The following is a 24,168-nucleotide window of genomic DNA, read 5'->3' on the forward strand; positions in this document are numbered from 1 at the left end:
GGGAGGATATGTATGAATCAAGCATGGGATTTATTGTTTGAGGGTAAGATTAATGAGGCTAAAAAATTAGTTGAAGCTGATTTTTTATTGGAAACTTGCACAGATTTTAGTTTGTTAAATTTGATGGGGTATATTTATCTTGAAGAGCAAAAATACAACGAGTGCTTAAGTATCTATCAGCGTTACATTGACTTAGCACGAACTAAAAGCGACCCAGAAAATGAACATATAGGCTATCATCAGTTAGCCATGGTTTATCGTGAAATGAATGAATTTCAAACAGCCCTTTTCTATATCGAAAGAGAGCAAAAAATCATTGAAGAAGCTTTTACAGAGGATACCCTCAAATCTTCTGTTAACAATTATGAGCAAGGTTATTTACGATTAAAGCTAGGGAAAGTAGCAGAAGCATTCATGTATATGGAACAGTCCTTAAAACAAGCTTTGCAAACAGATGATTTGATTGCCCAAGCTTGTGCTTATAGAGGTTTAGGAGAGATTGGTTCGATACAAAATCCTGAAGAATCACATGAAAATTTTTTACAAGCTATCGCTCTTTTTGAAAAGGCAGGCGATCAGATTGGTGCTCAAGAGGTTAGAAAATTGCTAAATAATAAAAAGTAGCCTGTTCAGGCTACTTTTTATTAAAACACGCGATAGACATAAGGATTTTCTGGTTTGTCTACTTTTGTGAAACTCTCAACCTCAAGTGTTGGGAGTTTTTGTTTGAGTTCTTTATGGTAGTGAAGGGTCAGGGTTCCTCTAGCGGTGATCCAAGTATTGTCAGGATACTGGCGTGAGTTCCCCTTGGTCAAGAGTCCATATACACCAGAGTCAGCGATACAGTGGATGATGCCAAAGCGAAAGAGGAACTGGCTATCTGGATGGCTAGGATCGTTATAAACAAAGCCTGTAAATTCGATTTTCTTTCCTTCAAACTCCTGAGGATAGTCATAGAGAACTTCCATGACCTCCATATAGTTTTCATCTGTAACCTGAATGGTTGATTGGGAGAGGTATTTATCAGCTGTAGACCTCATTTCCTTTTCATAAGCAGATTTGGAAAAATAGGTGCTGGTATCGGGTTTGAGGTATTGACTGGATGTTCCTTCGCTTGCCTGAATGGCTGTGTCGATTCCCTCAGCAAGTGGGAAATGGTATCCCTTAGCAGAAACGGTTCTCGAGTCCAAACTTACGGTAGGAAAGGCAACTCCAATCAACAGAGGTAGTGACAGTAAAAGGATGCTGATTCGTCTAGCTTGACGACTTTCCAAATGGCTGTGAGAATTGATTTTCTTGATCCAGATGTAGAATTGGACCAGAGCCAATAGAAGAGAAAGGAGCATGGAAATATAGACTAGATAGGAATAGTGGAGGTTGATGTAGTGACTGAGCTTGCCAGATAGCTGCAGATAAAGGGTCAGAGCAAAATAACCTAGTAGAATGATAAATCGGATCATAGCATCACCCCCAACATGTAAGAATAAAGCAAGACAAGCACTGTCACGATGCCCATGAATTGCCAGATGAAGCGTGCTTTGAGATAGTGTTTCATCATGAGGAGATTTTTGATATCAAGCATGGGGCCAATGACCAGAAAAGCAAGGACTGGCGCTAGGCCGAAGCTCGAGAGGAGAGAAGCACCGATAAAGGCGTCCGCTTCGCTACAAAGAGAGAGGAGAAAGGCTAAAAACATGAGCAAGAGAATCGCAAGGACTGGACTTGCGCTGATAGAGGTCAAGATCCGAGTCGGGACATAGACCTGCACGATAGCCGCAAAGAGACAGCCAAAGACCAAGTAACGCCCCATATCGAAAAACTCATCAATAGCTTGTATAAAGACCTGAAACACTTTTCTAGAGGTACTCAAGTGTGAAAAGTCATGTTCATGACAAGCAATAGGATTCCCTTTTTGAATGGGTTCCTTCCAGAAAAATCCTAGGAAAATCCCAAGCACCAAAGCAATCACAATGGCTCCCAGCGCTCGCAAGAAGGCAAGTTTTATTGAATTGCCAAAGGCGGAATAAGTGGCGAAAAGAACGATAGGATTGATAATGGGAGCAGTCACCAGAAAAGGAACGGCCGTGTAGCTGGGCACTTTCTTTTCCAGAAAACGATTGATAATCGGAACGATTCCACATTCGCAGGATGGAAAGAGGAAGCCAATGAAGGTACCAAAAAAGATTCTCCCCCAACGATTGCGAGGAAGAAACTCATAAACTTTATCAGGTGTGATATAGACTTCAATCCAGCCTGAAATGAGACTCCCAATTAGAACAAAAGGAAGGGCTTCAATCATGATGGAGAGAAAAATAGCCCCCGCTTGTAATACACTAGGAGGAAGAGATTGGAAAACAGTCATCTATTTTTTCTTCTCAACTTTTTCTTTTTTGTCTTTGTCATCTGGGAAAGTGACTTGTGTTAAGTCAGGAAGTTTGGCGAATTCTTCAAACATCTTGTCCAAATCATCCGTTTTTGTAAATTTAACAGCCATGGGCCTACCTCTTTTCTAAATGTTACCTCTATTATACTATTATTTTGTGGAAAAGGGATTATTTTGATAATCAAAGATGCAAAAACAGGTAAGGCAAAACAAGAGCAGTTCCTTATGGTATAATAGGTATATGGATAAAAAATATGAAAAAATCTCCCAAGATTTGGGAGTAACCTTAAAGCAAATCGATACTGTTCTAAGTTTAACGGCAGAAGGGGCGACGATTCCCTTCATCGCGCGTTATCGAAAGGACATGACTGGTAGTCTGGATGAGGTGGCGATTAAGGCCATTATCGACTTGGATAAAAGTCTGACAAATCTCAATGACCGTAAGGAAGCTGTCTTGGCTAAGATTCAAGAACAAGGCAAGCTGACCAAGGAATTGGAAGCAGCTATTTTGGCAGCTGAGAAATTAGCAGACGTAGAAGAACTCTATCTTCCTTATAAGGAAAAACGTCGAACCAAGGCAACTATTGCCCGTGAAGCTGGACTCTTTCCTCTTGCTCGCTTGATTTTGCAGGATGTAGCTGACTTGGAGAAAGAAGCTGAGAAGTTTGTCTGTGAAGGATTTGCGACTGGTCAAGAAGCCTTGGCTGGGGCAGTTGATATTTTGGTAGAAGCCCTATCTGAAGATGTCAATCTACGTGCTATGACCTATCAGGAAGTGTTGAGACACTCTAAAATCACTTCGCAGGTCAAGGATGAGAGTCTTGATGAAAAACAAGTATTTCAGATTTATTATGATTTTTCAGAGACAGTTGGCAACATGCAGGGCTATCGAACCTTAGCCCTCAATCGTGGGGAAAAATTAGGCGTCTTGAAAGTTGGCTTTGAACATGCAACGGATCGTATCCTAGCTTTCTTTACTGCTCGTTTCAAGGTGAAAAATGCCTATATTGATGAAGTTGTTCAACAGTCAGTTAAGAAAAAGGTCTTGCCTGCTATCGAGCGCCGTATTCGGACAGAATTAACCGAAAAGGCAGAAGAAGGGGCGATCCAACTCTTTTCTGACAACCTGCGCAATCTCCTCTTGGTTGCTCCGCTAAAAGGGCGCGTGGTTTTAGGGTTTGACCCTGCCTTTCGTACAGGTGCCAAGCTGGCTGTCGTTGATGCGACGGGGAAAATGCTGACGACCCAAGTCATCTATCCCGTTAAACCAGCCTCTGCTCGTCAGATTGAAGAAGCCAAGAAAGACTTAGCCGACCTGATCGGTCAATACGGTGTGGAAATCATTGCTATCGGAAACGGAACGGCTAGCCGTGAAAGTGAAGCCTTTGTAGCGGAAGTTCTGAAAGATTTTCCAGAAGTCAGCTATGTCATCGTCAATGAAAGTGGTGCCTCTGTCTATTCTGCCAGTGAACTTGCTCGTCAGGAATTTCCAGAATTAACCGTTGAAAAACGCTCTGCTATCTCAATCGCCCGTCGTTTGCAAGATCCCCTTGCCGAATTGGTTAAAATCGATCCTAAGTCAATCGGTGTCGGGCAATACCAGCACGATGTTAGTCAGAAGAAACTATCTGAGAGTCTGGACTTTGTCGTCGATACCGTGGTAAACCAAGTCGGTGTCAATGTCAATACAGCCAGCCCAGCTCTTCTTTCCCACGTAGCTGGACTCAATAAAACCATTTCTGAAAATATTGTCAAATACCGTGAGGAAGAAGGAAAAATCACTTCACGCGCTCAAATCAAGAAGGTTCCCCGTCTGGGTGCCAAGGCCTTTGAGCAAGCTGCAGGTTTCCTTCGTATCCCTGAAAGTAGCAATATCCTCGATAATACAGGAGTTCACCCAGAAAACTACGCTGCAGTTAAGGAACTCTTCAAACGCTTGGATATCAAGGACTTGAATGAAGAAGCACAAAATAAACTTAAGTCACTTTCAGTCAAAGAAATGGCGCAAGAGCTAGAAGTTGGCCCAGAAACCCTAAAAGATATCATTGCCGACCTTCTCAGACCAGGTCGAGATTTCCGTGACTCTTTTGATGCTCCAGTTCTCCGTCAAGATGTACTGGACATCAAGGATCTTGTTGTCGGACAGAAGCTGGAAGGTGTGGTACGGAATGTCGTTGACTTCGGTGCCTTCGTTGATATCGGAATTCACGAGGATGGCCTCATTCATATTTCCCACATGAGTCGCAAATTTATCAAACATCCCAGCCAAGTGGTTTCAGTCGGAGATTTGGTAACGGTTTGGGTTAAAAAAATCGATACTGAACGTGAAAAAGTCAATCTGTCGCTCCTAGCTCCAGATGAATCTAACTGAGTACGTTCAGTCTGTTTCCCTCGAAGACTTTGGTAGAGCTTTCACGCACCAAGCCCAGTGGAATTCTCGTCTGCGAACGACAGGTGGGCGATTTTTCCCTAAAGATGGGCATTTGGATTTTAATCCCAAGGTCTATAATGAACTTGGTTTGGAAGTCTTTCGCAAAATCGTTCGCCATGAACTCTGCCACTATCATCTTTATTTTCAGAAAAAGGGTTATCGACATAGGGACCGAGAATTTAAGGAACTATTGAAAGAAGTGGATGGACTGCGCTTTGTTCCCCATTTGAAAGACCAAAGTAATTTCCTGGTCTATCAGTGCCAATACTGCCAGCAACGCTATCAACGCAAGAGGAAGGTTGATACAAAACGCTATCGCTGTGGCGTCTGCCGTGGCAAACTCGTCATCTTAAATCGGCCTAAGGACTGATGTTTGTGAACCTGTTTCATGCTATACTACTTGTAAGAATACCGAAAGAGGAAACAATCATGAATACAAAATTTTATAAAATGAGACGAAATCGTATGGTGTCAGGAGTTTTAGCTGGGCTATCAGACAAGTGGAATTTTGATGTAACCCTAGTCCGCTTTCTCTTCGCCATTTTTACCGTAGCAAATTTTGGAATTGGTGTGATAATCTACATCATCCTTGCCTCTATCCTGCCAACTAAGGAAGAAATCGAAGCCGAAATGTACGGAACAGGACCACGCAAACGTAAGGAAGCCCAAGCCATTGAAGACAATGATGGCTGGTTTTGGTGAGATTTAACAGGGAAAATTTATTATTTGCACTATGTTACTTAAAAGAAGCAGCATAAATGACTGAAAATCCCTTGTGGTTATTTAGCCACAAGGGATTTTGATATTTAAGTATATTCTTTTCCATCTTGAGAGAGATGAATTACCTGATCAGCCATTTTCCAAATACTAGGATTGTGAGTTGCGATGATAATTGTTCTATTAGCATTACGAAGTTCAAGGAGAATTTCCATAATTTCCTTGGAATTTTTTGGATCTAGCGAGGCGGTAGGCTCATCAGCTAAAACTAAAGGAGGATTTTTCAGGATAATCTTAGCAAGCGCTACGCGTTGAGCTTCACCACCAGATAATTCATAGATTTTTTGGTTGAGACTTAGATAATCTAGTCTGACAGCTTGTAGTGCTTGAAGAAGAAGTCTCTCTTTTTCTTGTTTCTTGTTCTGTTTTTTGCCAATCAGTCCCAGCTCAAGGTTTTCTCGAATGGTCTGACTTTCTAATAGTCCGAAGTTCTGGAAGAGATAACCTAGCTCGTTACGATAGAATTCCTCATTTTTTATTGAAGTCAAAGACTTTCCTTTGTAAACGATTTCTCCTTTGTCGAAAGTCTCTAGTTTTGCAAGCATATTGAGCAAAGTGGTTTTTCCACAACCACTGTCTCCTATCAAAGCATACACCATACCACTTTGAAAATTCAGATTCAAGTCTGAAAAAATAATACGAGAACCAAATTGTTTCCAAATATGTTGCAATTCAATCATACTATCCTCCTTTGATAATGCTAACATAGGTTTTGCTTTCCTTCTTATCACAGATTTTCAATAGAAGAACGGCTAAACTTAAAAAGCTGAAAAATAGAAACAGCGTAATCCATAAATTCTTAGAGATATATAGTGCTATACTACTTCCAATGAAGAGAGCTGCTATTTGAGAAGTGATATATCTATTGTGTAATTCAAAGAAATAATAGCCTGCTATTTTTTTCAAGAATATGGTTTTGCGAAAGGCTTCAAAATAGAGCAGATTTAAACTTGTAAACAGCAAAATTGAAGTCAAAATAGCAAACATAGCACTCGCTAAGTTACTAAAAATTTCTATTTTAATTTTTTGATTTAACTGGAGATAGGTTTCCCTAGCAGACGATAGCCCTGAGACCATATGATCAAGTTGATAGTGTTTCAAAAGTTCTTGTGTCTGGTGGAGGTCTGTAAAATAGAGATATTCTAGATTTGTAAACCAGAAGATGGAGGAAGCCTTGCCAAGTGCTTTAGGAGAAAGCACAAGAAAGATGGGATTTGATAACCATTGATCATAAGCAATATGGGCGGTATTACAGAGAAATACATCATTTTTTTGATTGGTATAAGCTATACTAACTTCGACAGTTTGATTAGACTTGCTACTGTATAATCGGTTGGTTAACTCTTGTTGCAAGGTTGATTTTATATCTTTTTCATTTTTTTGTAGTTCTTCTGGGAGTATGGCAAGAATCTGTCCATCTTTGAGGGTGTTGATTTTTTGAAAGGTTTCTGATGTTAACTTTATACCTTCTTTTTTGAAGTAGTTAGGTGTTACATAGAGAATATTTTTTCCTTCCACACCATAAGGGTTATTTTCAGTTTCATTATGATTTGAGGTAGCTTGCTTAAGAGCTTGCTCAACTAGATTATGTTTAATAAGGAAGGCATTCTCATTATCTATAGCATGCTGAATAAAGTCAAACCATTTATCAGCATTTGTCTGCAGTTCATCTAAATTTTTCATCTGACTGGAACGCCCTGTTTGAAGATTGACAACATTGGAGCGTTGTTCCCAAGTAGCTTGTCCAGCCTCATTTTTTTCAAGGATATGATAGTAAGTAGACATTCGTCCAAATCCTACAATAACCAGTAGAATGGCAAGTACCTGACCAAAGTAGAGAATGCGTAGGATTGACTTGATTGGCAATTTCCCTTTGATGATAGAGAGGAGATGAACTTTTTTTAAAGAAATGGTAAAAAGAAGGGCAATTAGGAGGCTAAGTAAGAAAAGTAGGCTATTGTAAAGAATAAAAAGTATTCCTAAAAAAGTTTGAACGTCATAAGGATATCCTAGGGAAATGAGCAAGACACTTGCTATCAGCAAAGCAGGTAGACCAAAAAGAAGGATATCAAGTCCGTCTCTTGCGAGAGAACGAAAGAAGAGATGGCTCAGTTGTTCTCCAGAAATCAATCGAATCCCTGACTGAGAGAGAGATTGAATTTGGCCAATAACAATCAAAGCTAAGAAAGTCAGCAAAAAGATTAACATACTGGTAAGCTGATTAGGTTGGGTAAAGAGGGCAAGTACAAAGGATACTCTGTCATTTTCAAATGCATTCGCTTTTTCTAGTCCAAGTTCTTTCAGATGAGTGGCCAATTCTTGACTAGTTAGGGATCCGCTGATAATATTGTAGTTGTTGAGAAGATCGCTCTTGTGAATGCTTTCTTGACTTGCTGGAGGCATCCAGTCTGGGAGTTTCCCATCTCCAAAAACTTCGTAGTAAGTTTGTGATTTTCCATCACTATCTACTTCCCAAATGGTTCTTGCGATAAGACTATTATGTTCTTTAGCAAGACTATTTAATTCTTCTTTAACGGTAGAATAATCTGCTTGCCCACTTAATACTGCTGCACCCGGGAACAGGATTTGTGGAAGAGAGTCTTTCAAAAAGGACAGAGTGGCAATGAGAAAGAAAGTTAAAATAAGATTGCTGATGAAGAGAAAAACACGTTTCATAGGAACCTCTTTCTAAAAAGAGGGGCTGAACCTCCCTCCTTATAGCAGCGATACGAATGATAGTTTAGCACTTTTAAAAATAATTATCAGAAAGCTAATTCTTTTACAAGACGTCAAAGAAAGCCTTTTCATAATTTAATTTTACTATTATTTTAAGGATAAAACAAGCAATACTATGGCTTTTTATAGTAGCTATTTTCAAAAATATTCTTCAATCTTACAAAAATGTAAGATTAAAGTCTCTTTTGTAAGGTTAGGTTATGGCAAGCCATCTTTTTTTGCGATAAACTAGACTCATAAAGAACAAAGGAGCAAAACCATGAAAAGAATTTTACAAAAGAAAACAAGAAAACCAAGTCAAAAAGATATCAAGCGTGTTCAACTAGGATGCGCTATGATGCAAGCACAGTTTCAAATGATGGGATATTAAGAAGGAGAAAATCATGACACTTTTAGATGTAAAACACGTTCAAAAAATCTATAAAACACGTTTCCAAGGCAACCAAGTAGAAGCACTCAAAGACATTCACTTTACTGTAGAAAAGGGTGACTACGTTGCTATCATGGGAGAGTCTGGCTCAGGGAAGTCTACCCTACTCAACATCCTAGCAATGCTTGACAAACCAACTCGTGGTCAGGTTTACCTAAACGGAACAGACACAGCCACTATTAAAAATTCACAGGCTTCGAGTTTCCGTCGGGAAAAGTTGGGATTTGTCTTCCAAGACTTTAACTTGCTAGATACCCTGTCTGTTAAGGACAATATCTTGCTTCCGCTAGTATTATCACGAAAACCTATCACAGAGATGATGAAGAAATTGGTAGTAACCGCTGAAAATCTGGGCATCAACCAATTGCAAGAGAAGTACCCTTACGAGATCTCAGGAGGTCAAAAACAGCGGGTAGCAGTAGCACGCGCCATCATCACAGAACCTGAAATTCTCCTTGCGGATGAGCCAACAGGAGCCCTTGACTCCAAGTCATCTGCAGCCTTACTCGATGTATTTGATGAAATCAATGAACGCGGTCAAACTATTCTTATGGTAACCCACTCAACGGCAGCAGCCAGCAGGGCCAAGCGAGTTCTCTTTATCAAGGACGGCATTCTTTACAACCAAATTTACCGTGGAGACAAGACAGAGCGTCAGATGTTCCAAGAAATCTCTGATACTTTGACTGTTATGGCAAGCGAGGTGAATTAGTATGTTCCGATTAACCAATAAGTTAGCGGCATCCAACTTGATTAAAAACCGCAAACTCTACTATCCCTTTGCCCTTGCTGTTCTCTTAGCAGTGACCATCACCTATCTCTTTTACTCACTGTCACTTAATCCTAATATTGGCAAGATACGAGGGGGAGAAACTATCTCTATGACCCTCGCTCTCGGTATGGTAGTTGTTACCATCGCTTCTGGAATTATTGTCCTGTATGCCAATAGTTTTGTCATGAAGAACCGCTCCAAGGAGCTGGGTGTATATGGTATGCTGGGTCTCGAAAAGCGCCATTTGATCAGTATGGTTTTTAAGGAGCTTCTTATTTTTGGTTCCTTAACCTTGACAGCTGGTCTCGGTCTAGGAGCTCTCTTTGATAAGCTAATCTTCGCCCTTCTTCTGAAGCTGATGAAGATGAAAGTGGAGCTCGTTTCGACTTTCCAACCAATTGTCTTTATCCTAGTTCTCATCGTCTTTGGAGCTATCTTCCTAGGTCTGATTTTTATCAATGCCTTTCGTATTGCACGCATGAATGCCCTTCAGCTCTCTCGTGAGAAGGCCAGTGGTGAGAAAAAAGGACGTTTCTTAGGTCTTCAAACTATACTAGGTTTGATTAGTATGGGAACTGGCTACTACCTAGCAGTTACCGTTGAAAATCCACTTAATGCTGTTCTGATTTTCTTCGTAGCAGTCTTGTTGGTAATTTTGGGAACTTATCTTCTCTTCAATGCAGGGATTACAGTTTTCCTAAAAATCTTGAAGAAAAACAAGCGTTATTATTACCAACCCAACAACATGATTTCTGTATCCAATCTCATTTTCCGAATGAAGAAAAATGCGGTTGGTCTGGCAACGATTGCAATTCTCTCAACCATGGTCTTGGTGACAATGTCTGCTGCAACAAGTATTTTTAAGGCTTCAGAAAACTTCAAGAAGGTCATGAATCCACATGATTTTGGGATTACAGGACAGAATGTTGAAAAAGAAGACATCGAAAAACTCTTGAACAAGTATGCTAGTGATAAAGGATTGACTGTCACAAAGAAAGAAGTTCTTACATACAGTAACTTTGGTGTGGCAAATCAAGAAGGTACGAAATTGACAATCTTTGAGAAAGGTCAAAATCGTGTTCAACCGAAAACTATTTTTATGGTCTTTGACCAAAAAGACTATGAGAATATGACAGGACAGAAACTTGGACTTTCAGGTAAGGAAGTTGGATTGTTTGCTCAAAACAAGCAACTTCAAGGTCAAAAAGAACTGACTCTGAATGACCAGACCTACACGATCAAAGAAGAAATCAAGAAAGATTTTATTCTTGAACATGTCCCAAATCAGTACAATATCCTAACTTCGGACTATAACTATCTGGTTGTTCCTGACTTACAAGCCTTTCTTGACCAACATCCTAACTCTTCCATCTTTAATCAATACTATGGTGGTATGAATGTAACGGCTAGCGAGGACGAGCAGCTTAAAATTGCAGATGACTATTCAAAATTCGTTAACAACTTTAATAGAGAAATAAACAAAGAAGGAAGCTATGTTTACGGAAGCAATCTGGCTGATAGTAGTGCGCAGATGAGTGCTCTCTTTGGTGGAGTCTTCTTCATCGGTATCTTCCTCTCTATCATCTTTATGGTGGGAACGGTTCTCGTCATCTACTACAAACAAATCTCTGAAGGCTATGAAGACCGTGAACGATTTATCATTTTGCAAAAAGTCGGTCTCGATCAAAAGCAAATCAAGCAAACCATTAATAAACAGGTCCTAACTGTTTTCTTCCTCCCATTGCTCTTTGCTTTCCTACACCTTGCCTTTGCCTATCATATGCTTAGCCTCATTCTAAAAGTCATTGGGGTACTAGATGCAACCATGATGTTGACTGTCACTCTGTCCATCTGTGCCATCTTCCTCATCGTCTATGTCTTGATCTTTATGATTACCTCAAGAAGCTATCGCAAGATTGTGCAAATGTAAAAAAAATACCTCGATGTTTATCGAGGTATTTCTTTTATCTTAAATGCTGAAGAGTTGTCCAAATAGGTAAGTCACTCCCATAGTTAGAAGTCCGATACAGAGGTTACGGATCATAGCAGTTTTCGTAGGAGCCTTGCCTAATTTAGCACTGGTATAGCCAGTGACGAGAAGGGAAAGGGCAACGATAAAAACAGTAGCAGGAATGCGATAGTTACTTGGAAAGATGATAATGGAAAGCATAGGAGGAAGACTTCCCAGTACAAAGGCGATAAAGCTAGAGATCGCAGCATGCCAAGGATTGGTAAACTCTTCATACTCGATACCGTATTTTTCCTCAACTAAGGCTTTGAGGGGATTTTTTAAAAAGGCCTTGTTGGTCAAGAGTTGGGCGGACGTTTCACACTCACCATTTTGAAGGTAAGCAGCATAGAGGGATTGTTTTGCAGATTCGATGTCTTTATCTAAGAGTAATTGCTCTCTAGCGACAGCGGCTTCTTCCGTATCTTTCTGAGTGGATACAGAGACATATTCGCCACCGGCCATAGAAAAAGCACCAGCGAGGATAGCGGCCAATCCTGATAAAAAGATAATCCAGATATTGCTCGTCGCACTGGCAACACCTATAACGACTCCAGCAATGGAAATAATTCCATCATTGGCTCCTAGAACACCTGCGCGTAGGATATTGAGTCGGCCTGTAAAGTTAGCATCAATTTCATGTTTTATTTCTGTCATAGTCATCTCCTTTCTCTCCATTATAGAGAAAAGGGTAGGGGAATACAAACTTTTTAAACTATCTGAAAAAAGTTCTACTATTCTAATTTTTAGGCCCTTTGAAGTTTCTCCGAAAAAGTAGTGCTATCCTACTGTACTGGACCTTTTTAAACTTATCTATGGTATAATAGAAGATAGATTTATCAATTGGAGAACGAAGAATTTTATGATTAAACTTGTAGCAACCGATATGGATGGAACCTTTCTAGATGGAGAGGGTCGGTTTGATATGGAACGCCTTAAAAACGTACTTGTTTCCTACAAGGAAAAGGGAATTTATTTTGCAGTGGCTTCAGGTCGTGGTATTCTGTCCCTGAAAAAGTTGTTTGCGGATGTGCGTGATGAAGTGATTTTTATAGCTGAAAATGGGAGCTATGTTGAGTTTCATGGGGATGATATGTACGAGGCTACTATGTCTCGGGATTTTTACTTGAGGACTTTTGAAGCTTTAAAGAAATCACCCTATTTTGATGAAAGAAAAATGCTTCTGACGGGGAAAAAAGCTTGTTATGTTTTGGATACAGTGGATGAGACCTATCTCATGTTTAGTCGTCACTACAATGAAAACATTCAAAAAGTAGCGAGTTTGGAAGATATCACGGATGAGATTTTTAAATTCACCACCAACTTTACTGAAGAAACGATAGAAGCTGGAGAGGCCTGGGTCAACGAAAATGTTTCTGGTGTGAAAGCCATGACCACAGGTTTTGAATCCATCGATATTGTCTTGGACTATGTTGATAAGGGTGTGGCTATTGTAGAGCTGGCAAAAAAACTTGGTCTAACCATGGATCAGGTTATGGCGTTTGGTGATAATCTCAATGACCTTCACATGATGCAGGTTGTGGGTCACCCAATCGCTCCTGAAAATGCGCGACCAGAGATTATAGAATTAGCAGAAGCAGTGATTGGCCACCATAAGGACCAGTCAGTGATGGCTTATATGGAGGGCTTATAATGGCAGATATTAAATTAATTGCATTGGACTTGGATGGCACCTTGCTGACAACGGATAAAAAGCTGACAGATCGTACCAAGGCGGTCCTCAAAGCTGCCCGTGACCGTGGCATCAAGGTCGTTCTGACAACGGGACGTCCTCTGAAGGCTATGGATTTCTTTCTCCATGAGCTAGGGACTGACGGTCAGGAGGATGAGTACACCATCACCTTTAATGGTGGTCTGGTACAGAAAAATACAGGAGAGATTCTCGATAAAACAGTCTTTTCAATCGACGATGTGGCACGCTTGTACGAGGAAACTGAAAAACTCGGACTTCCGTTAGATGCTATTTCAGAAGGAACTGTCTATCAAATCCAGTCTGACCACGAAAGTCTCTATGCCAAGTTCAACCCAGCCTTGACTTTCGTACCAGTCGCTTTTGAGGATCTATCTAGTCAGATGACGTATAATAAATGTGTGACTGCCTTTGCCCAAGAACCTTTGGATGCAGCGATTCAACAGATTTCCCCTGAATTGTTTGACCAATACGAAATCTTCAAATCGCGTGAACTCTTATTGGAATGGTCACCGAAAAAAGTCCACAAGGCAACAGGTTTAGCGAAATTAATTAAACACCTAGGAATCGACCAAAGTCAAGTCATGGCTTGTGGGGACGAGGCCAATGACCTTTCCATGATTGAGTGGGCAGGTTTGGGAGTTGCCATGCAAAATGCTGTTCCAGCGGTTAAGGAAGTTGCCAATGTGATTACCCCTATGACCAACGACGAGGAAGCCGTTGCCTGGGCTATCGAAGAATACGTGCTAAAGGAGAACTAGAATATGGGATTATTTGACCGTTTATTTGGAAAAAAAGAAGAGCCGAAAATCGAAGATATCGTAAAAGAAGCTCTGGAAAATCTTGATTTGTCAGAAGAGGTTGAAGAAAACCAAACGGCAGTCGACGAAACTTCTCAGGAAGAGACAACAAGAGACAAAGTGGAAGAAACTCTTGCTCAAGAAGAAATTCCTCAGGTCTCGACAGATGAGGCCATTGAACCAGAAGCAGTCGAGGAAACAGGTCAGGAAGAGGTTGAGCTAGAATCTTATGAGCTAGAGAAAAGACAAGAGCCGGAAGAAATTCTAGAAGAAGAGAACCAAGAAACTGTAGCGTTCGAAGAAGGGTTAGCTTCTGAAGTAGTAGAAGAAGAACTTCCTCAGGTTGAAGAAACCGTACAGGAAAAATATGACCGCAGTCTCAAGAAAACCCGTACAGGATTCGGTGCTCGTTTGAATGCCTTCTTTGCCAACTTCCGTTCTGTCGATGAAGAATTCTTCGAGGAATTGGAAGAACTGCTCATCATGAGCGACGTCGGTGTGCAGGTCGCTTCAAACTTAACAGAAGAACTACGCTATGAAGCTAAACTCGAAAACGCTAAGAAGCCTGACGCACTCCGTCGTGTCATTATCGAGAAATTGGTTGAACTCTATGAGAAGGATGGCAACTACGATGAACAAATCCATTTCCAAGATGGTTTAACAGTCATGCTCTTTGTTGGTGTTAATGGTGTTGGGAAAACAACTTCTATTGGGAAATTGGCTCATCGCTATAAACAAGCTGGCAAGAAAGTCATGCTGGTTGCGGCAGATACCTTCCGTGCGGGTGCTGTGGCCCAGCTAGCTGAATGGGGTCGACGTGTGGATGTTCCTGTTGTGACGGGACCAGAAAAGGCTGACCCTGCTAGTGTGGTCTTTGATGGGATGGAACGTGCTGTAGCTGAAGGGATTGATATTCTCATGATTGATACAGCAGGTCGTTTGCAAAATAAGGACAACCTTATGGCCGAGTTGGAAAAGATTGGCCGTATTATCAAACGTGTCGTTCCTGAAGCACCTCATGAAACTTTCCTGGCACTCGATGCTTCAACTGGACAGAACGCCTTGGTACAGGCTAAGGAATTTTCTAAGATAACACCATTGACTGGTATTGTTTTGACAAAAATTGACGGAACTGCCCGAGGTGGTGTTGTTCTGGCTATCCGCGAAGAACTTAATATCCCTGTAAAATTGATTGGTTTCGGTGAAAAAATCGATGATATAGGAGAATTTAACTCTGAAAACTTTATGAAAGGTCTCTTAGAAGGCTTGATTTAATACAAAATAAATATCCTGCAAGTCAATCTTGCAGGATATTTTTGCTATTCTAAACGGCCATCTTCACGATAGGCGATATCTGGTTGCCAGGTCCATTTTGCTCCAAACTTCTCTAGTAAGTCAAAGCTTGCTTGTGGTCCCATGCTTCCGGACTTGTAGTCGTGGAGCGGAACTTCATTTTGAGCCCAGAGCTTTTCGATACGGTCAATCAATTTCCAAGAAGCACTTACCTCATCCCAGTGGCTAAAGTTGGTTGAGTTGTTGTTCAAGACATCGTAGATTAATTTCTCGTATGGGTCTGGTGAGGCTCCAGTAGCAGTAGCATCTGTACGGTAATCCAGAGAGCTTGGTGCCAGGTTGAATTCTTCACCGACTTGCTTCCCATTAAGGCTGAGAGAGAAGCCTTCAGTTGGTTGGATATAGATGGTCAAGATATTTGGTGCCAAAGGTTCTCCAAAGATAGAGTCCATTTGCTTAAAGACGATATTGACATGAGTCCCTTTTTCAGTCAGACGTTTCCCTGTTCGGAAGAAGAAGGGAACACCACGGAAACGATCGCTATCTACAAAGAAGGCGCCAGATGCAAAGGTTTCTGTTGTAGATTCAGGATCGACATTTGGCTCGCTTCGATAGGAAATGTATTTCATGCCATCGATTTTACCAGAGCGATACTGACCACGAATAAACTGTTCTTTCAATTCTTCCTCAGTTGGATGATAGAGGTTTTTAAAGACCTTTATCTTTTCAGCACGAATCTCATCTTTTGTAAAGCTAGCTGGTTTGTCCATGGCTAGAAGAGAGAGGAGTTGAAGAGTATGGTTTTGCACCATATCACGAAGGGCACCAGATTGATCATAGTAGCCACCGCGTTCTTCTACACCCAAGCGCTCTGCAAAGGTAATTTGAACATTATCGATGTGTTCGCGATTCCAAACATTCTCAAAGATCATATTGGCAAAACGAACAGCAAAGATACTCTGAATCATCTCTTTACCTAGGTAATGGTCGATACGGTAGATTTGCTCCTCATCAAAGGCCGCAAGGAGATCTTCATTGAGTTTGCTAGCTGTTTCGTAGTCTGTACCAAATGGTTTCTCAACGATCAAGCGCTCAAAACCTTTGCCATCAACAATGTTTTCAGATTTGAGATGCTTGGCAATAGTTCCAAAGAACTGAGGTGCCATAGACAAGAAGAAGAGCTTATTGTGTTCAGCTTGGTATTTTTCATTCAGCTCAGTTTGTAATTGACGCAAAGCAATGTAATGTTCCGTATCATTCACATCATGGCTTTGATAGTAGAAGTGGCTGGCAAATTCCTGGGCTTGCTCGGTACTATCTGCCAAATCAAGGATGGACTCGACAACTACAGATTCAAAATATTCCTTACTCCAAGGTCTACGAGCTGTTCCGATAACAGCAAAATGCTCAGAGAGATTGCCTGATTTATAGAGTCTGAAAAGGGAAGGGTAGAGTTTGCGTTTAGCTAAATCTCCACTCGCACCGAAAATTGTAACAATAACCTTTGATGACATCTAGCTACCTAATTTCTATATTTTTTCCTAGTTGGACTAGGGATGAGATTTCCTCATTATCATAGTTTTTATTTTATCATAATTTTCAAAAAAAACAAAAAATCCAATACGCAATTAAAAAACTGTAAGGAGAACCTTACAGTTTTGTTTTATACATTTAAGACCTTGTCCAAGAACTCTTTTAGACGAGGGTGTTGCGGATTGTCGAAGATCTGATCTGGAGTTCCATCTTCCAGGAATTCACCATCAGCTGTAAAGATAACGCGGTTGGCTACCTGACGTGCAAATCCCATCTCGTGGGTTACGATAATCATGGTCATGCCTTGTTCCGCCAATTCCTTCATAACATTCAGTACATCTCCGACCATCTCAGGGTCCAGAGCGGAAGTTGGCTCATCAAAGAGCATGATATCAGGATTCATGGCAAGTCCACGAGCGATAGCTACACGCTGTTTTTGACCACCTGATAGGCTATCTGGGTTGGCATTAGCTTTGTCTGCAAGACCGACTTTCTCCAGCAACTCCATCCCCAATTTTTCAGCTTCTTCTTTGGTCATTCGTTTGTGTTCAATAGGTGCAAAAGTGATATTTTCTAGGACGGACATGTGAGGGAAGAGGTTGAAGTGTTGGAAGACCATTCCCACGTTTTCACGAACATGGTCGACATTGGTTGATTTTTCAGTCAGATCATAACCATTTACTGTGATGTGGCCACTCGTTACCTCCTCGAGAAGGTTAAGGCTACGGAGGAAAGTGGATTTACCAGAACCAGAAGGACCGATGATACAGACAACATCTCCTTCATAGAACTTAGTAGTAATGCCTTTTAAAACTTCGTTTTTTCCATAATACTTATGCAAATCATTTACATCAATTTTTAGTTTTGCCATTAACGAATCCTCTTTTCTAAGCGTTTCGCTAGTCTAGTCAAAAGCGTGATAATTACAAGATAGAAGATAGCAAGGATTGCATACATCTTGAAACTTTGGTAGTTACGGGCGATGATAATCTTACCAGTTTGGAAAAGTTCCACCAGACCGATAGCAGATACGATGGTTGTATCTTTAAGAGCGATAACGAATTGGTTGACAAAGTTTGGCAACATCAATTTAGTCGCTTGTGGCAAGATAATCTTACGCATGGTTTTTCCATAAGAGATGCCAAGACTGCGGCTGGCCTCCATTTGCCCAACTGGAACAGCTTGAATCCCACCACGAACGATTTCAGCGATATAAGCTGCCGCATTGAGTGAGAGGGCAATAGTACCAGCTACAAAGTCATTGATTGGACTTTGTTGGCCTGTAATGGACTCGATGAAGTTTGGAATTCCCCAGAAGATGAAGGCTGCAAGAATCATCAATGGAATTCCTCGAATAACGTCAACGAAAATCTCAGAGATTAGACGAAGAGATTTGTATGGGCTAACGCTAAACATACCGAAGATAATACCGATGACAATGGCAATTGCAAATGAGATAAGAGCTAGAGCAAGAGTGATTCCAAGTCCACTAAGAAGTTGTTTGTAGTTGTTTTGAAGCAAGCCCCAGATAGTTGTTTCGTCAACCGTACTTGTAGAGTTAGTTGAAGTTTCGCTAGCTAGATACTTGTCAAGAATCTTTTGGAATTCTCCATTAGCTTTAAGATTTGCAAGTCCGTTATTGAACATCTGGATCAATTCTGGGTTTGTTCCTTTTTTAACCGCAAAGGCAGTTTCACCGATTGGAGTTCCAGCGATTGGTGTTTTCAATTTTTGACCTTGGCTGATAGAATATTTTAGAACTGGCTCATCATCCATCACGGCATCAATAGATCCAGTATTCAGACTGTCATACATAGATGCGCCATCTGCAAAGGTTTTAATCTTATAACCGTATTTACTTTGATTTTCAGTAAGGAACGTTTGAGAAGCAGTTCCGTTTTTAACACCGACAGTTTTATCCTTGAGATCTTCATAAGAAGCGATTGTGCTTGATTCTTTCACACCGAGAATCGTATTTGCTGTGTAGTATGATTCTGAGAAGTCGAAGGTTTCCTTACGGGCATCTGTTACAGACATACCAGCAATGATACCATCTGCTTGTCCTGCTTGAACAGCACTAATGGCTGCGTCAAATCCTGGGTTGGTAATTTCAATTTCAAAACCTTGATCTTTGGCAATGGCCTTGATGAGGTCCATATCAATACCAGTGTATTGATTGCTTGAATTTTGAAAGACGAATGGGGCGAAAGATGAGTCGCTGGCAATAATGTACTTGCTTTTCACGGGAGTAGCTTTTTGTCCAGCAGCAGTAGTTGTCGTTGGGGTTGCCGTAGTTGTAGAAGCTGTCCATTTTTGGATGATTTGCTCCAAGCTACCATCCTTCTTCATTTGTGCTAGGGCTTCGTTAAACTCGGTAACCAAGTGTTCATACTTGCTCCCTTTCTTGACACCAAAAGCAAAGCTTCCAACAGCCTCACCATCCATATTGATGCTAAGATCTTGTCCTTGGTTAATCGCATACTCAATAACAGGTTTATCATCCATGATGGCATTTACAGCACCAGCACTTAGACTGTTATTCATCAAATCACCTGTATCAAATGTTTTGATAGAGAAACCGTATTTATCTTTGATACTTTCTAGGAAACGTTGAGCGGCAGTTCCGTTCTTAACACCAACTGTTTTTCCGCTAAGTTCCTCATATTTGGTGATTTTATTTGCCTTTGTGGTAGCAATGACAACTTTTGTATCATAATAGGTATCAGACATGGTAAAGACATTTTCACGTTCTTTTGTTTTTGTCATACCTGCCATAATAGCATCTGCTTGACCTGACTGCACTGCATTTACAGCTGCATCAAAGCCAGGATAAGACATTTGGATATTCCATCCTTTGATTTCTGCGACTTTATTGATAATATCAACATCAATTCCTTTATAGGTTTGATCTGAATCTTTAAACTCAAAGGGTGCGTAAGCTGTATCAGACACAATCTTAACAGTATCAGCTTTTGCCATACCTAGTGAGAAAATGGGAAATAAAATGAGCAAACATGCTAGTATTTTTTTCTTCATTTTTAGTCTCCTTTTCCGAATATTTTCCCATTATATCAGAAAATGAATGAAAAGGCAAATTTTATGAATTTTATGTAAGAAAATATAACATGAATTGCTCGTTCTTATCAGTTTGGAGAAGAGTCTGAAAAGCAAATTTATGGTAAAATAGAAGGATAGAAAAATGCAGATGAGGCAATCATGATTAATCGAATTACAGATAATAAATTTAAACTAGTATCAAAATATGAACCTTCAGGAGATCAACCACAAGCGATTGAGCAGTTGGTTGACAATATCGAGGGTGGAGAGAAGGCTCAGATTCTGATGGGGGCGACGGGGACAGGGAAGACCTATACCATGAGTCAGGTCATTTCCAAAGTCAATAAACCAACTTTGGTTATTGCCCATAACAAAACTCTAGCTGGTCAGCTCTATGGAGAGTTCAAGGAATTTTTCCCTGAAAATGCTGTTGAGTACTTCGTGTCTTACTATGATTATTACCAACCCGAGGCCTATGTCCCTTCGAGTGATACTTATATTGAAAAGGATAGCTCGGTCAATGATGAGATTGACAAGCTCCGTCACTCAGCGACTTCAGCCCTTCTGGAGCGCAATGACGTCATTGTCGTGGCTTCTGTCTCTTGTATCTATGGTTTGGGTTCGCCCAAGGAATATTCTGATAGTGTCGTTAGTCTCCGTCCAGGTCTGGAGATTTCTCGTGATAAACTCTTGAATGACTTGGTGGATATTCAGTTTGAACGCAATGATATTGATTTCCAACGGGGAAGATTTCGCGTACGCGGGGATGTGGTGGAGATTTTCCCAGCTTCCCGAGATGAACACGCTTTTCGAGTAGAGTTTTTCGGGGATGAAATTGATCGTATCCGTGAAGTTGAGGCTTTGACAGGTCAGGTATTGGGAGAAGTAGATCATTTGGCGATTTTCCCAGCTACTCACTTTGTGACCAATGACGATCATATGGAAGTTGCGATTGCCAAGATTCAAGCAGAATTAGAAGAGCAGTTAGCTGTTTTTGAAAGGGAAGGTAAACTGCTAGAAGCTCAGCGTTTGAAACAGCGGACAGAGTACGATATCGAAATGTTGCGTGAGATGGGTTATACCAACGGTGTTGAAAACTATTCTCGTCACATGGATGGTCGTAGCGAAGGAGAGCCTCCTTATACGCTTCTCGACTTCTTCCCTGATGATTTCTTGATCATGATTGATGAAAGTCACATGACCATGGGGCAAATCAAGGGCATGTACAATGGAGACCGTTCGCGTAAGGAAATGTTAGTAAACTATGGTTTCCGCTTGCCGTCTGCTTTGGACAATCGTCCGCTGCGCCGGGAGGAGTTTGAGAGCCATGTTCACCAGATTGTCTATGTATCGGCTACGCCGGGCGACTATGAAAATGAACAGACGGATACTGTTATTGAGCAGATTATCCGGCCGACAGGGCTTCTGGATCCAGAGGTGGAAGTCCGCCCAACCATGGGGCAGATTGATGACCTTTTGGGCGAAATTACTGCGCGTGCGGAGAAGAATGAGCGGACCTTTATCACAACCCTAACCAAGAAAATGGCGGAAGACTTGACGGACTACTTCAAGGAAATGGGAGTCAAGGTCAAGTATATGCACTCGGACATCAAGACCTTGGAGCGAACTGAGATTATCCGAGACCTGCGCTTGGGTGTTTTTGATGTCTTGGTCGGAATCAATTTGCTCCGTGAAGGGATTGACGTACCCGAAGTAAGTTTGGTTGCTATTCTAGATGCTGACAAGGAAGGTTTCCTTCGTAACGAACGTGGCCTCATCCAGACCATTGGACGTGCTGCCCGTAATAGCGAAGGGCACGTGATTATGTATGCTGACACAGTTACCCAGTCTATGCAACGTGCTATCGATGAAACGGCCCGCCGTCGGAAAATCCAGATGGCTTATAATGAAGAACATGGTATTGTACCTCAGACAATCAAGAAAGAAATCCGTGATCTGATTGCTGTAACTAAGGCAGTTGCTAAGGAAGAGGACAAGGAAGTCGATATCAATAGCCTCAACAAACAAGAACGCAAGGAACTCGTCAAGAAACTCGAAAAACAAATGCAAGAAGCCGTCGAAGTGCTTGACTTTGAATTGGCTGCACAGATTCGCGATATGATGTTGGAAGTCAAGGCGTTGGGATAAAAGATAAACAAAATAGGAGAAGAAAATGATTCAAAAAGTAAATAAATTAGCTTCATATGCTACATATCGTCAACTTTACAATGATGGTAAAAAAGATACATATTTTATTATATCAAAATTTATTGAACATATTATACTTGATCAAAATTTGAACAAATTTGATTTAAAAATGATTTCATCGAAGTTGAATGAAAATTTTGGTTTCTTAATACCAAGCTATGTGGTTCAGTCTGCATTAAATAGAATTGATTATATAGAAAAAAAAGATAATTCATATAGAATCAATTCTAACAAAGACATGAATAGAAAGAGTGAAATCACAAGTGAATTAGAGGTTTCAAGTCAAAATAGTGAAATTCTAACTAAAAAACTAATGAAATATATACAGCAGATTAATAGGGATATCCAGATTGATAAAGATAAACTGATCAGAGAATTCTCTTCGTTTTTACTGGATGATTCTTTAAGTGGCGAGTATTCAAGTATTATTAGTAGTTTTATCATTGATAATGAAACTGATAAAGATTTTGTTAATATTATTAATCAAATAAAAGAAGGAGCTGTTTTATTTTCTGGACTTAATTATACGAGTGATATTAGTAAGCTAGCGTGGCAAAATGATATTATCCTCTATGTTGAGACAGAAATCTTATTTCATTTAGCTGGATATAATGGAACTTTTTTTAAAACTTTGGCATCTGATATGTTTCAATTGATTAACGAAATGAACCAAAAAAGTAAAAGACGAGTCATTACTGTGAAATATTTTGAAGAGGTTCATGACGATATAGAAAAATTTTTTGGAACGGCTGAAGAAATAGTAAAAGGTCATAAACATGTTGATATCGGGAATGTAGCCATGGAGGATATAATAGAAGATTGTAAAACTACATCTGATGTAATAATGAAACGAGCGAAATTTAATAAACTGCTTAAAGATTACTCCATTTCTCAAGCTAGTTCAGAAAACTATTATTCAAAAGAATTCCATGAATTTAATATCGAAAGCAAAGATATTATAGAGAAATATGATTTATCCACTGATAATAAGGAGAAATATTTAAAACATCTAAATTATACAAGTATATTGAGAGGAAGGGATAGAGTAGATCCAAATAATTTAAACATGAAAGATTCTAAACATATAGTAGTCACCGAAGTTGGGAAAATTTTACAAATGTCTAAGTACTTTAACGAAAAAAGTGACTCTATAAGTATACCACTAGCAATAAATATGTATATACTAACAAATCGATTGTGGTTTGATTTGAATAAGGGATTTGGGTCAGAACAATTACCTTCCACATTTAATGCATTGGAAAAATCAAGATTAATTCTTTCAAATATTTTAACTCAAAGAGTTTCTGAAGGTTTTGATAAAGTTAAAGAGAGTTTTGATAATGGAGAAATATCTGAAGATGATTTAAATGAGAATATAATCTTATTGCGTCAGATAATCAAAAGACCAGAAGAAATCCATAAAGAACTATTGGATGATATTGATAAGATACTTACACCTGACAAATTAGTAATTTATAAATCAGATAAGGAAGAGCTAAAAAAGAAAGTAAAAGAATTGGAACAAGACAAACACTCTAGAGAACAAGATAAACTAAAGGAAATGGAAGCCAGAAAGCTTGCAGAGAAAGAAGTAGAGAACAGTAAGAAAGAAATTACTAGAATTTCTCTAATGAGAGAATAGAGCAAATCCAGAGAAGCATTAATGATATAGAGACTAGAAAAGATAATGCTGATAAAAAGGTCAAAGGAAGGATTAAGTTCATAAGAGGATTAACAACAATAGTTTTGATTTTAATAGTTTTATTATTTATTTATTTAGGCAATAAGTGGAATTTTGATATTTTAACTTATATAATCACTATATTCCCTCTCATAGTAATCATAATAACAATATATACTGGTCAAGAATTTGAATCTCTTAATATTGTTAATAAAATGCTTTATAAAACAGAAGAATATTTTAAAAGTAAAGTTTATAAAGAATACAATATTAATTTAGAAGAGTTAGAAAAATTAAAAATGGATTTAATAAATATGAATACAAAAGAAAGTGATTAAAAAGTATTTT

21 protein-coding genes are annotated in these 24,168 nt (G+C 39.8%); 12 read left to right on the forward strand and 9 right to left on the reverse strand.

Annotated elements, in window-relative coordinates:
• Positions 1 to 12: 12 nt before the first annotated feature.
• Entirely contained in the window at positions 13 to 624 is a 612-nt protein-coding gene (locus M1G01_RS02170) for a tetratricopeptide repeat protein (protein ID WP_049478179.1), read from the forward strand.
• A gap of 20 nt (positions 625 to 644) precedes the next feature.
• Here M1G01_RS02170 and M1G01_RS02175 read toward each other — a convergent pair whose 3' ends face one another.
• The 3 genes from M1G01_RS02175 to M1G01_RS09640 are packed head-to-tail and all read right to left on the reverse strand — an operon-like array spanning position 645 to position 2,494.
• On the reverse strand, positions 645 to 1,460 hold the full coding sequence (locus tag M1G01_RS02175) for a TIGR03943 family putative permease subunit (protein WP_139689987.1): 816 nt from the start codon (positions 1,458 to 1,460) through the stop codon (positions 645 to 647).
• On the reverse strand, positions 1,457 to 2,362 hold the full coding sequence (locus M1G01_RS02180; RefSeq protein ID WP_139689986.1) for a permease: 906 nt from the start codon (positions 2,360 to 2,362) through the stop codon (positions 1,457 to 1,459). The genes M1G01_RS02175 and M1G01_RS02180 overlap by 4 nt, the downstream gene beginning before the upstream one ends.
• A complete protein-coding gene (locus tag M1G01_RS09640) occupies positions 2,363 to 2,494 on the reverse strand; it encodes an SPJ_0845 family protein (RefSeq protein ID WP_000268696.1) in 132 nt (43 codons plus the stop codon).
• Positions 2,495 to 2,624: 130 nt separating this feature from the next.
• Here M1G01_RS09640 and M1G01_RS02185 point away from each other — a divergent pair, with 130 nt between their 5' ends.
• From M1G01_RS02185 to M1G01_RS02195, 3 genes are read left to right on the forward strand one after another with little or no spacing between them, the layout of a single operon-like run.
• The gene (locus M1G01_RS02185; RefSeq protein WP_247931061.1) at positions 2,625 to 4,754 is read left to right on the forward strand and encodes a Tex family protein; all 2,130 of its coding nucleotides are present in this window, start codon (positions 2,625 to 2,627) and stop codon (positions 4,752 to 4,754) included.
• The gene (locus M1G01_RS02190; RefSeq protein ID WP_247931062.1) at positions 4,741 to 5,184 is read left to right on the forward strand and encodes a SprT family protein; all 444 of its coding nucleotides are present in this window, start codon (positions 4,741 to 4,743) and stop codon (positions 5,182 to 5,184) included. The genes M1G01_RS02185 and M1G01_RS02190 overlap by 14 nt, the downstream gene beginning before the upstream one ends.
• Positions 5,185 to 5,243: 59 nt before the next feature.
• The gene (locus M1G01_RS02195) at positions 5,244 to 5,516 is read left to right on the forward strand and encodes a PspC domain-containing protein (RefSeq protein ID WP_001092797.1); all 273 of its coding nucleotides are present in this window, start codon (positions 5,244 to 5,246) and stop codon (positions 5,514 to 5,516) included.
• A 104-nt stretch (positions 5,517 to 5,620) separates the two neighbouring features.
• On the opposite strand, the gene M1G01_RS02200 is transcribed toward M1G01_RS02195, so the two are convergent.
• Both M1G01_RS02200 and M1G01_RS02205 read right to left on the reverse strand, forming a co-directional pair.
• Positions 5,621 to 6,271: an ABC transporter ATP-binding protein gene (locus M1G01_RS02200; RefSeq protein WP_247931505.1), complete on the reverse strand. Its 651-nt coding sequence runs from the start codon at positions 6,269 to 6,271 to the stop codon at positions 5,621 to 5,623.
• A gap of 1 nt (position 6,272) precedes the next feature.
• On the reverse strand, positions 6,273 to 8,267 hold the full coding sequence (locus M1G01_RS02205; protein ID WP_247931063.1) for a DUF1430 domain-containing protein: 1,995 nt from the start codon (positions 8,265 to 8,267) through the stop codon (positions 6,273 to 6,275).
• 443 nt (positions 8,268 to 8,710) lie between these two features.
• Here M1G01_RS02205 and M1G01_RS02210 point away from each other — a divergent pair, with 443 nt between their 5' ends.
• Both M1G01_RS02210 and M1G01_RS02215 read left to right on the forward strand, forming a co-directional pair.
• Positions 8,711 to 9,469 carry an ABC transporter ATP-binding protein gene (locus M1G01_RS02210; RefSeq protein WP_000173369.1) on the forward strand — a complete coding sequence of 253 codons (759 nt, stop codon included), beginning with the start codon at positions 8,711 to 8,713 and terminating at the stop codon, positions 9,467 to 9,469.
• Between the two features lies 1 nt (position 9,470).
• Positions 9,471 to 11,459, forward strand: a complete 1,989-nt coding sequence (locus tag M1G01_RS02215) for an ABC transporter permease (protein WP_247931064.1) — start codon at positions 9,471 to 9,473, stop codon at positions 11,457 to 11,459.
• Positions 11,460 to 11,498: 39 nt separating this feature from the next.
• Here the strand turns inward: M1G01_RS02215 and M1G01_RS02220 are convergent, their stop codons facing one another.
• Positions 11,499 to 12,194, reverse strand: a complete 696-nt coding sequence (locus tag M1G01_RS02220; protein WP_125418122.1) for a VIT1/CCC1 transporter family protein — start codon at positions 12,192 to 12,194, stop codon at positions 11,499 to 11,501.
• Positions 12,195 to 12,399: 205 nt separating this feature from the next.
• On the opposite strand from M1G01_RS02220, the gene M1G01_RS02225 reads away from it, so the two are divergent.
• The 3 genes from M1G01_RS02225 to ftsY are packed head-to-tail and all read left to right on the forward strand — an operon-like array spanning position 12,400 to position 15,323.
• Complete coding sequence (locus tag M1G01_RS02225) at positions 12,400 to 13,191, forward strand: Cof-type HAD-IIB family hydrolase (RefSeq protein WP_247931065.1); 792 nt, start codon at positions 12,400 to 12,402, stop codon at positions 13,189 to 13,191.
• Positions 13,191 to 14,009 carry a Cof-type HAD-IIB family hydrolase gene (locus M1G01_RS02230; RefSeq protein WP_247931066.1) on the forward strand — a complete coding sequence of 273 codons (819 nt, stop codon included), beginning with the start codon at positions 13,191 to 13,193 and terminating at the stop codon, positions 14,007 to 14,009. Before M1G01_RS02225 ends, M1G01_RS02230 begins: the two co-directional genes overlap by 1 nt.
• 3 nt (positions 14,010 to 14,012) lie before the next feature.
• Complete coding sequence (ftsY, locus tag M1G01_RS02235) at positions 14,013 to 15,323, forward strand: signal recognition particle-docking protein FtsY (RefSeq protein ID WP_247931067.1); 1,311 nt, start codon at positions 14,013 to 14,015, stop codon at positions 15,321 to 15,323.
• Between the two features lie 44 nt (positions 15,324 to 15,367).
• Here the strand turns inward: ftsY and zwf are convergent, their stop codons facing one another.
• The 3 genes from zwf to M1G01_RS02250 all read right to left on the reverse strand — a co-directional run bounded on the left by zwf (position 15,368) and on the right by M1G01_RS02250 (position 19,910).
• Complete coding sequence (gene zwf / locus M1G01_RS02240; protein WP_125418120.1) at positions 15,368 to 16,855, reverse strand: glucose-6-phosphate dehydrogenase; 1,488 nt, start codon at positions 16,853 to 16,855, stop codon at positions 15,368 to 15,370.
• A gap of 149 nt (positions 16,856 to 17,004) precedes the next feature.
• Positions 17,005 to 17,745: an amino acid ABC transporter ATP-binding protein gene (locus M1G01_RS02245; RefSeq protein WP_001096337.1), complete on the reverse strand. Its 741-nt coding sequence runs from the start codon at positions 17,743 to 17,745 to the stop codon at positions 17,005 to 17,007.
• Positions 17,745 to 19,910, reverse strand: a complete 2,166-nt coding sequence (locus M1G01_RS02250) for an ABC transporter substrate-binding protein/permease (RefSeq protein WP_125418118.1) — start codon at positions 19,908 to 19,910, stop codon at positions 17,745 to 17,747. Before M1G01_RS02250 ends, M1G01_RS02245 begins: the two co-directional genes overlap by 1 nt.
• 180 nt (positions 19,911 to 20,090) lie before the next feature.
• On the opposite strand from M1G01_RS02250, the gene uvrB reads away from it, so the two are divergent.
• The 3 genes from uvrB to M1G01_RS02265 all read left to right on the forward strand — a co-directional run bounded on the left by uvrB (position 20,091) and on the right by M1G01_RS02265 (position 24,158).
• Positions 20,091 to 22,079 (forward strand): excinuclease ABC subunit UvrB, encoded by a 1,989-nt coding sequence (uvrB, locus tag M1G01_RS02255; RefSeq protein WP_247931068.1) that lies wholly within the window; start codon positions 20,091 to 20,093, stop codon positions 22,077 to 22,079.
• A gap of 25 nt (positions 22,080 to 22,104) precedes the next feature.
• Positions 22,105 to 23,781 (forward strand): hypothetical protein, encoded by a 1,677-nt coding sequence (locus M1G01_RS02260; protein ID WP_247931069.1) that lies wholly within the window; start codon positions 22,105 to 22,107, stop codon positions 23,779 to 23,781.
• A gap of 104 nt (positions 23,782 to 23,885) precedes the next feature.
• The gene (locus tag M1G01_RS02265) at positions 23,886 to 24,158 is read left to right on the forward strand and encodes a hypothetical protein (protein ID WP_247931070.1); all 273 of its coding nucleotides are present in this window, start codon (positions 23,886 to 23,888) and stop codon (positions 24,156 to 24,158) included.
• Positions 24,159 to 24,168: the final 10 nt, after the last annotated feature.

It is taken from the genome of Streptococcus oralis (assembly GCF_023110055.1).
Lineage (GTDB): Bacteria > Bacillota > Bacilli > Lactobacillales > Streptococcaceae > Streptococcus > Streptococcus oralis_BY.

What these genes read in the sequence shown, in the direction of transcription:
- M1G01_RS02205 (WP_247931063.1), bottom strand. Translation starts at nt 8,267, where the DNA reads ATGAAACGTGTTTTTCTCTTCATCAGCAATCTTATTTTAACTTTCTTT.
- M1G01_RS02215 (WP_247931064.1), top strand. Translation starts at nt 9,471, where the DNA reads ATGTTCCGATTAACCAATAAGTTAGCGGCATCCAACTTGATTAAAAAC.
- M1G01_RS02220 (WP_125418122.1), bottom strand. Translation starts at nt 12,194, where the DNA reads ATGACAGAAATAAAACATGAAATTGATGCTAACTTTACAGGCCGACTC.
- uvrB (WP_247931068.1), top strand. Translation starts at nt 20,091, where the DNA reads ATGATTAATCGAATTACAGATAATAAATTTAAACTAGTATCAAAATAT.
- M1G01_RS02170 (WP_049478179.1), top strand. Translation starts at nt 13, where the DNA reads ATGAATCAAGCATGGGATTTATTGTTTGAGGGTAAGATTAATGAGGCT.
- M1G01_RS02200 (WP_247931505.1), bottom strand. Translation starts at nt 6,271, where the DNA reads ATGATTGAATTGCAACATATTTGGAAACAATTTGGTTCTCGTATTATT.
- M1G01_RS02185 (WP_247931061.1), top strand. Translation starts at nt 2,625, where the DNA reads ATGGATAAAAAATATGAAAAAATCTCCCAAGATTTGGGAGTAACCTTA.
- M1G01_RS02210 (WP_000173369.1), top strand. Translation starts at nt 8,711, where the DNA reads ATGACACTTTTAGATGTAAAACACGTTCAAAAAATCTATAAAACACGT.
- zwf (WP_125418120.1), bottom strand. Translation starts at nt 16,855, where the DNA reads ATGTCATCAAAGGTTATTGTTACAATTTTCGGTGCGAGTGGAGATTTA.
- M1G01_RS02195 (WP_001092797.1), top strand. Translation starts at nt 5,244, where the DNA reads ATGAATACAAAATTTTATAAAATGAGACGAAATCGTATGGTGTCAGGA.
- M1G01_RS02225 (WP_247931065.1), top strand. Translation starts at nt 12,400, where the DNA reads ATGATTAAACTTGTAGCAACCGATATGGATGGAACCTTTCTAGATGGA.
- M1G01_RS02175 (WP_139689987.1), bottom strand. Translation starts at nt 1,460, where the DNA reads ATGATCCGATTTATCATTCTACTAGGTTATTTTGCTCTGACCCTTTAT.
- M1G01_RS02180 (WP_139689986.1), bottom strand. Translation starts at nt 2,362, where the DNA reads ATGACTGTTTTCCAATCTCTTCCTCCTAGTGTATTACAAGCGGGGGCT.
- ftsY (WP_247931067.1), top strand. Translation starts at nt 14,013, where the DNA reads ATGGGATTATTTGACCGTTTATTTGGAAAAAAAGAAGAGCCGAAAATC.
- M1G01_RS02190 (WP_247931062.1), top strand. Translation starts at nt 4,741, where the DNA reads ATGAATCTAACTGAGTACGTTCAGTCTGTTTCCCTCGAAGACTTTGGT.
- M1G01_RS02245 (WP_001096337.1), bottom strand. Translation starts at nt 17,745, where the DNA reads ATGGCAAAACTAAAAATTGATGTAAATGATTTGCATAAGTATTATGGA.
- M1G01_RS02230 (WP_247931066.1), top strand. Translation starts at nt 13,191, where the DNA reads ATGGCAGATATTAAATTAATTGCATTGGACTTGGATGGCACCTTGCTG.
- M1G01_RS02260 (WP_247931069.1), top strand. Translation starts at nt 22,105, where the DNA reads ATGATTCAAAAAGTAAATAAATTAGCTTCATATGCTACATATCGTCAA.
- M1G01_RS09640 (WP_000268696.1), bottom strand. Translation starts at nt 2,494, where the DNA reads ATGGCTGTTAAATTTACAAAAACGGATGATTTGGACAAGATGTTTGAA.
- M1G01_RS02250 (WP_125418118.1), bottom strand. Translation starts at nt 19,910, where the DNA reads ATGAAGAAAAAAATACTAGCATGTTTGCTCATTTTATTTCCCATTTTC.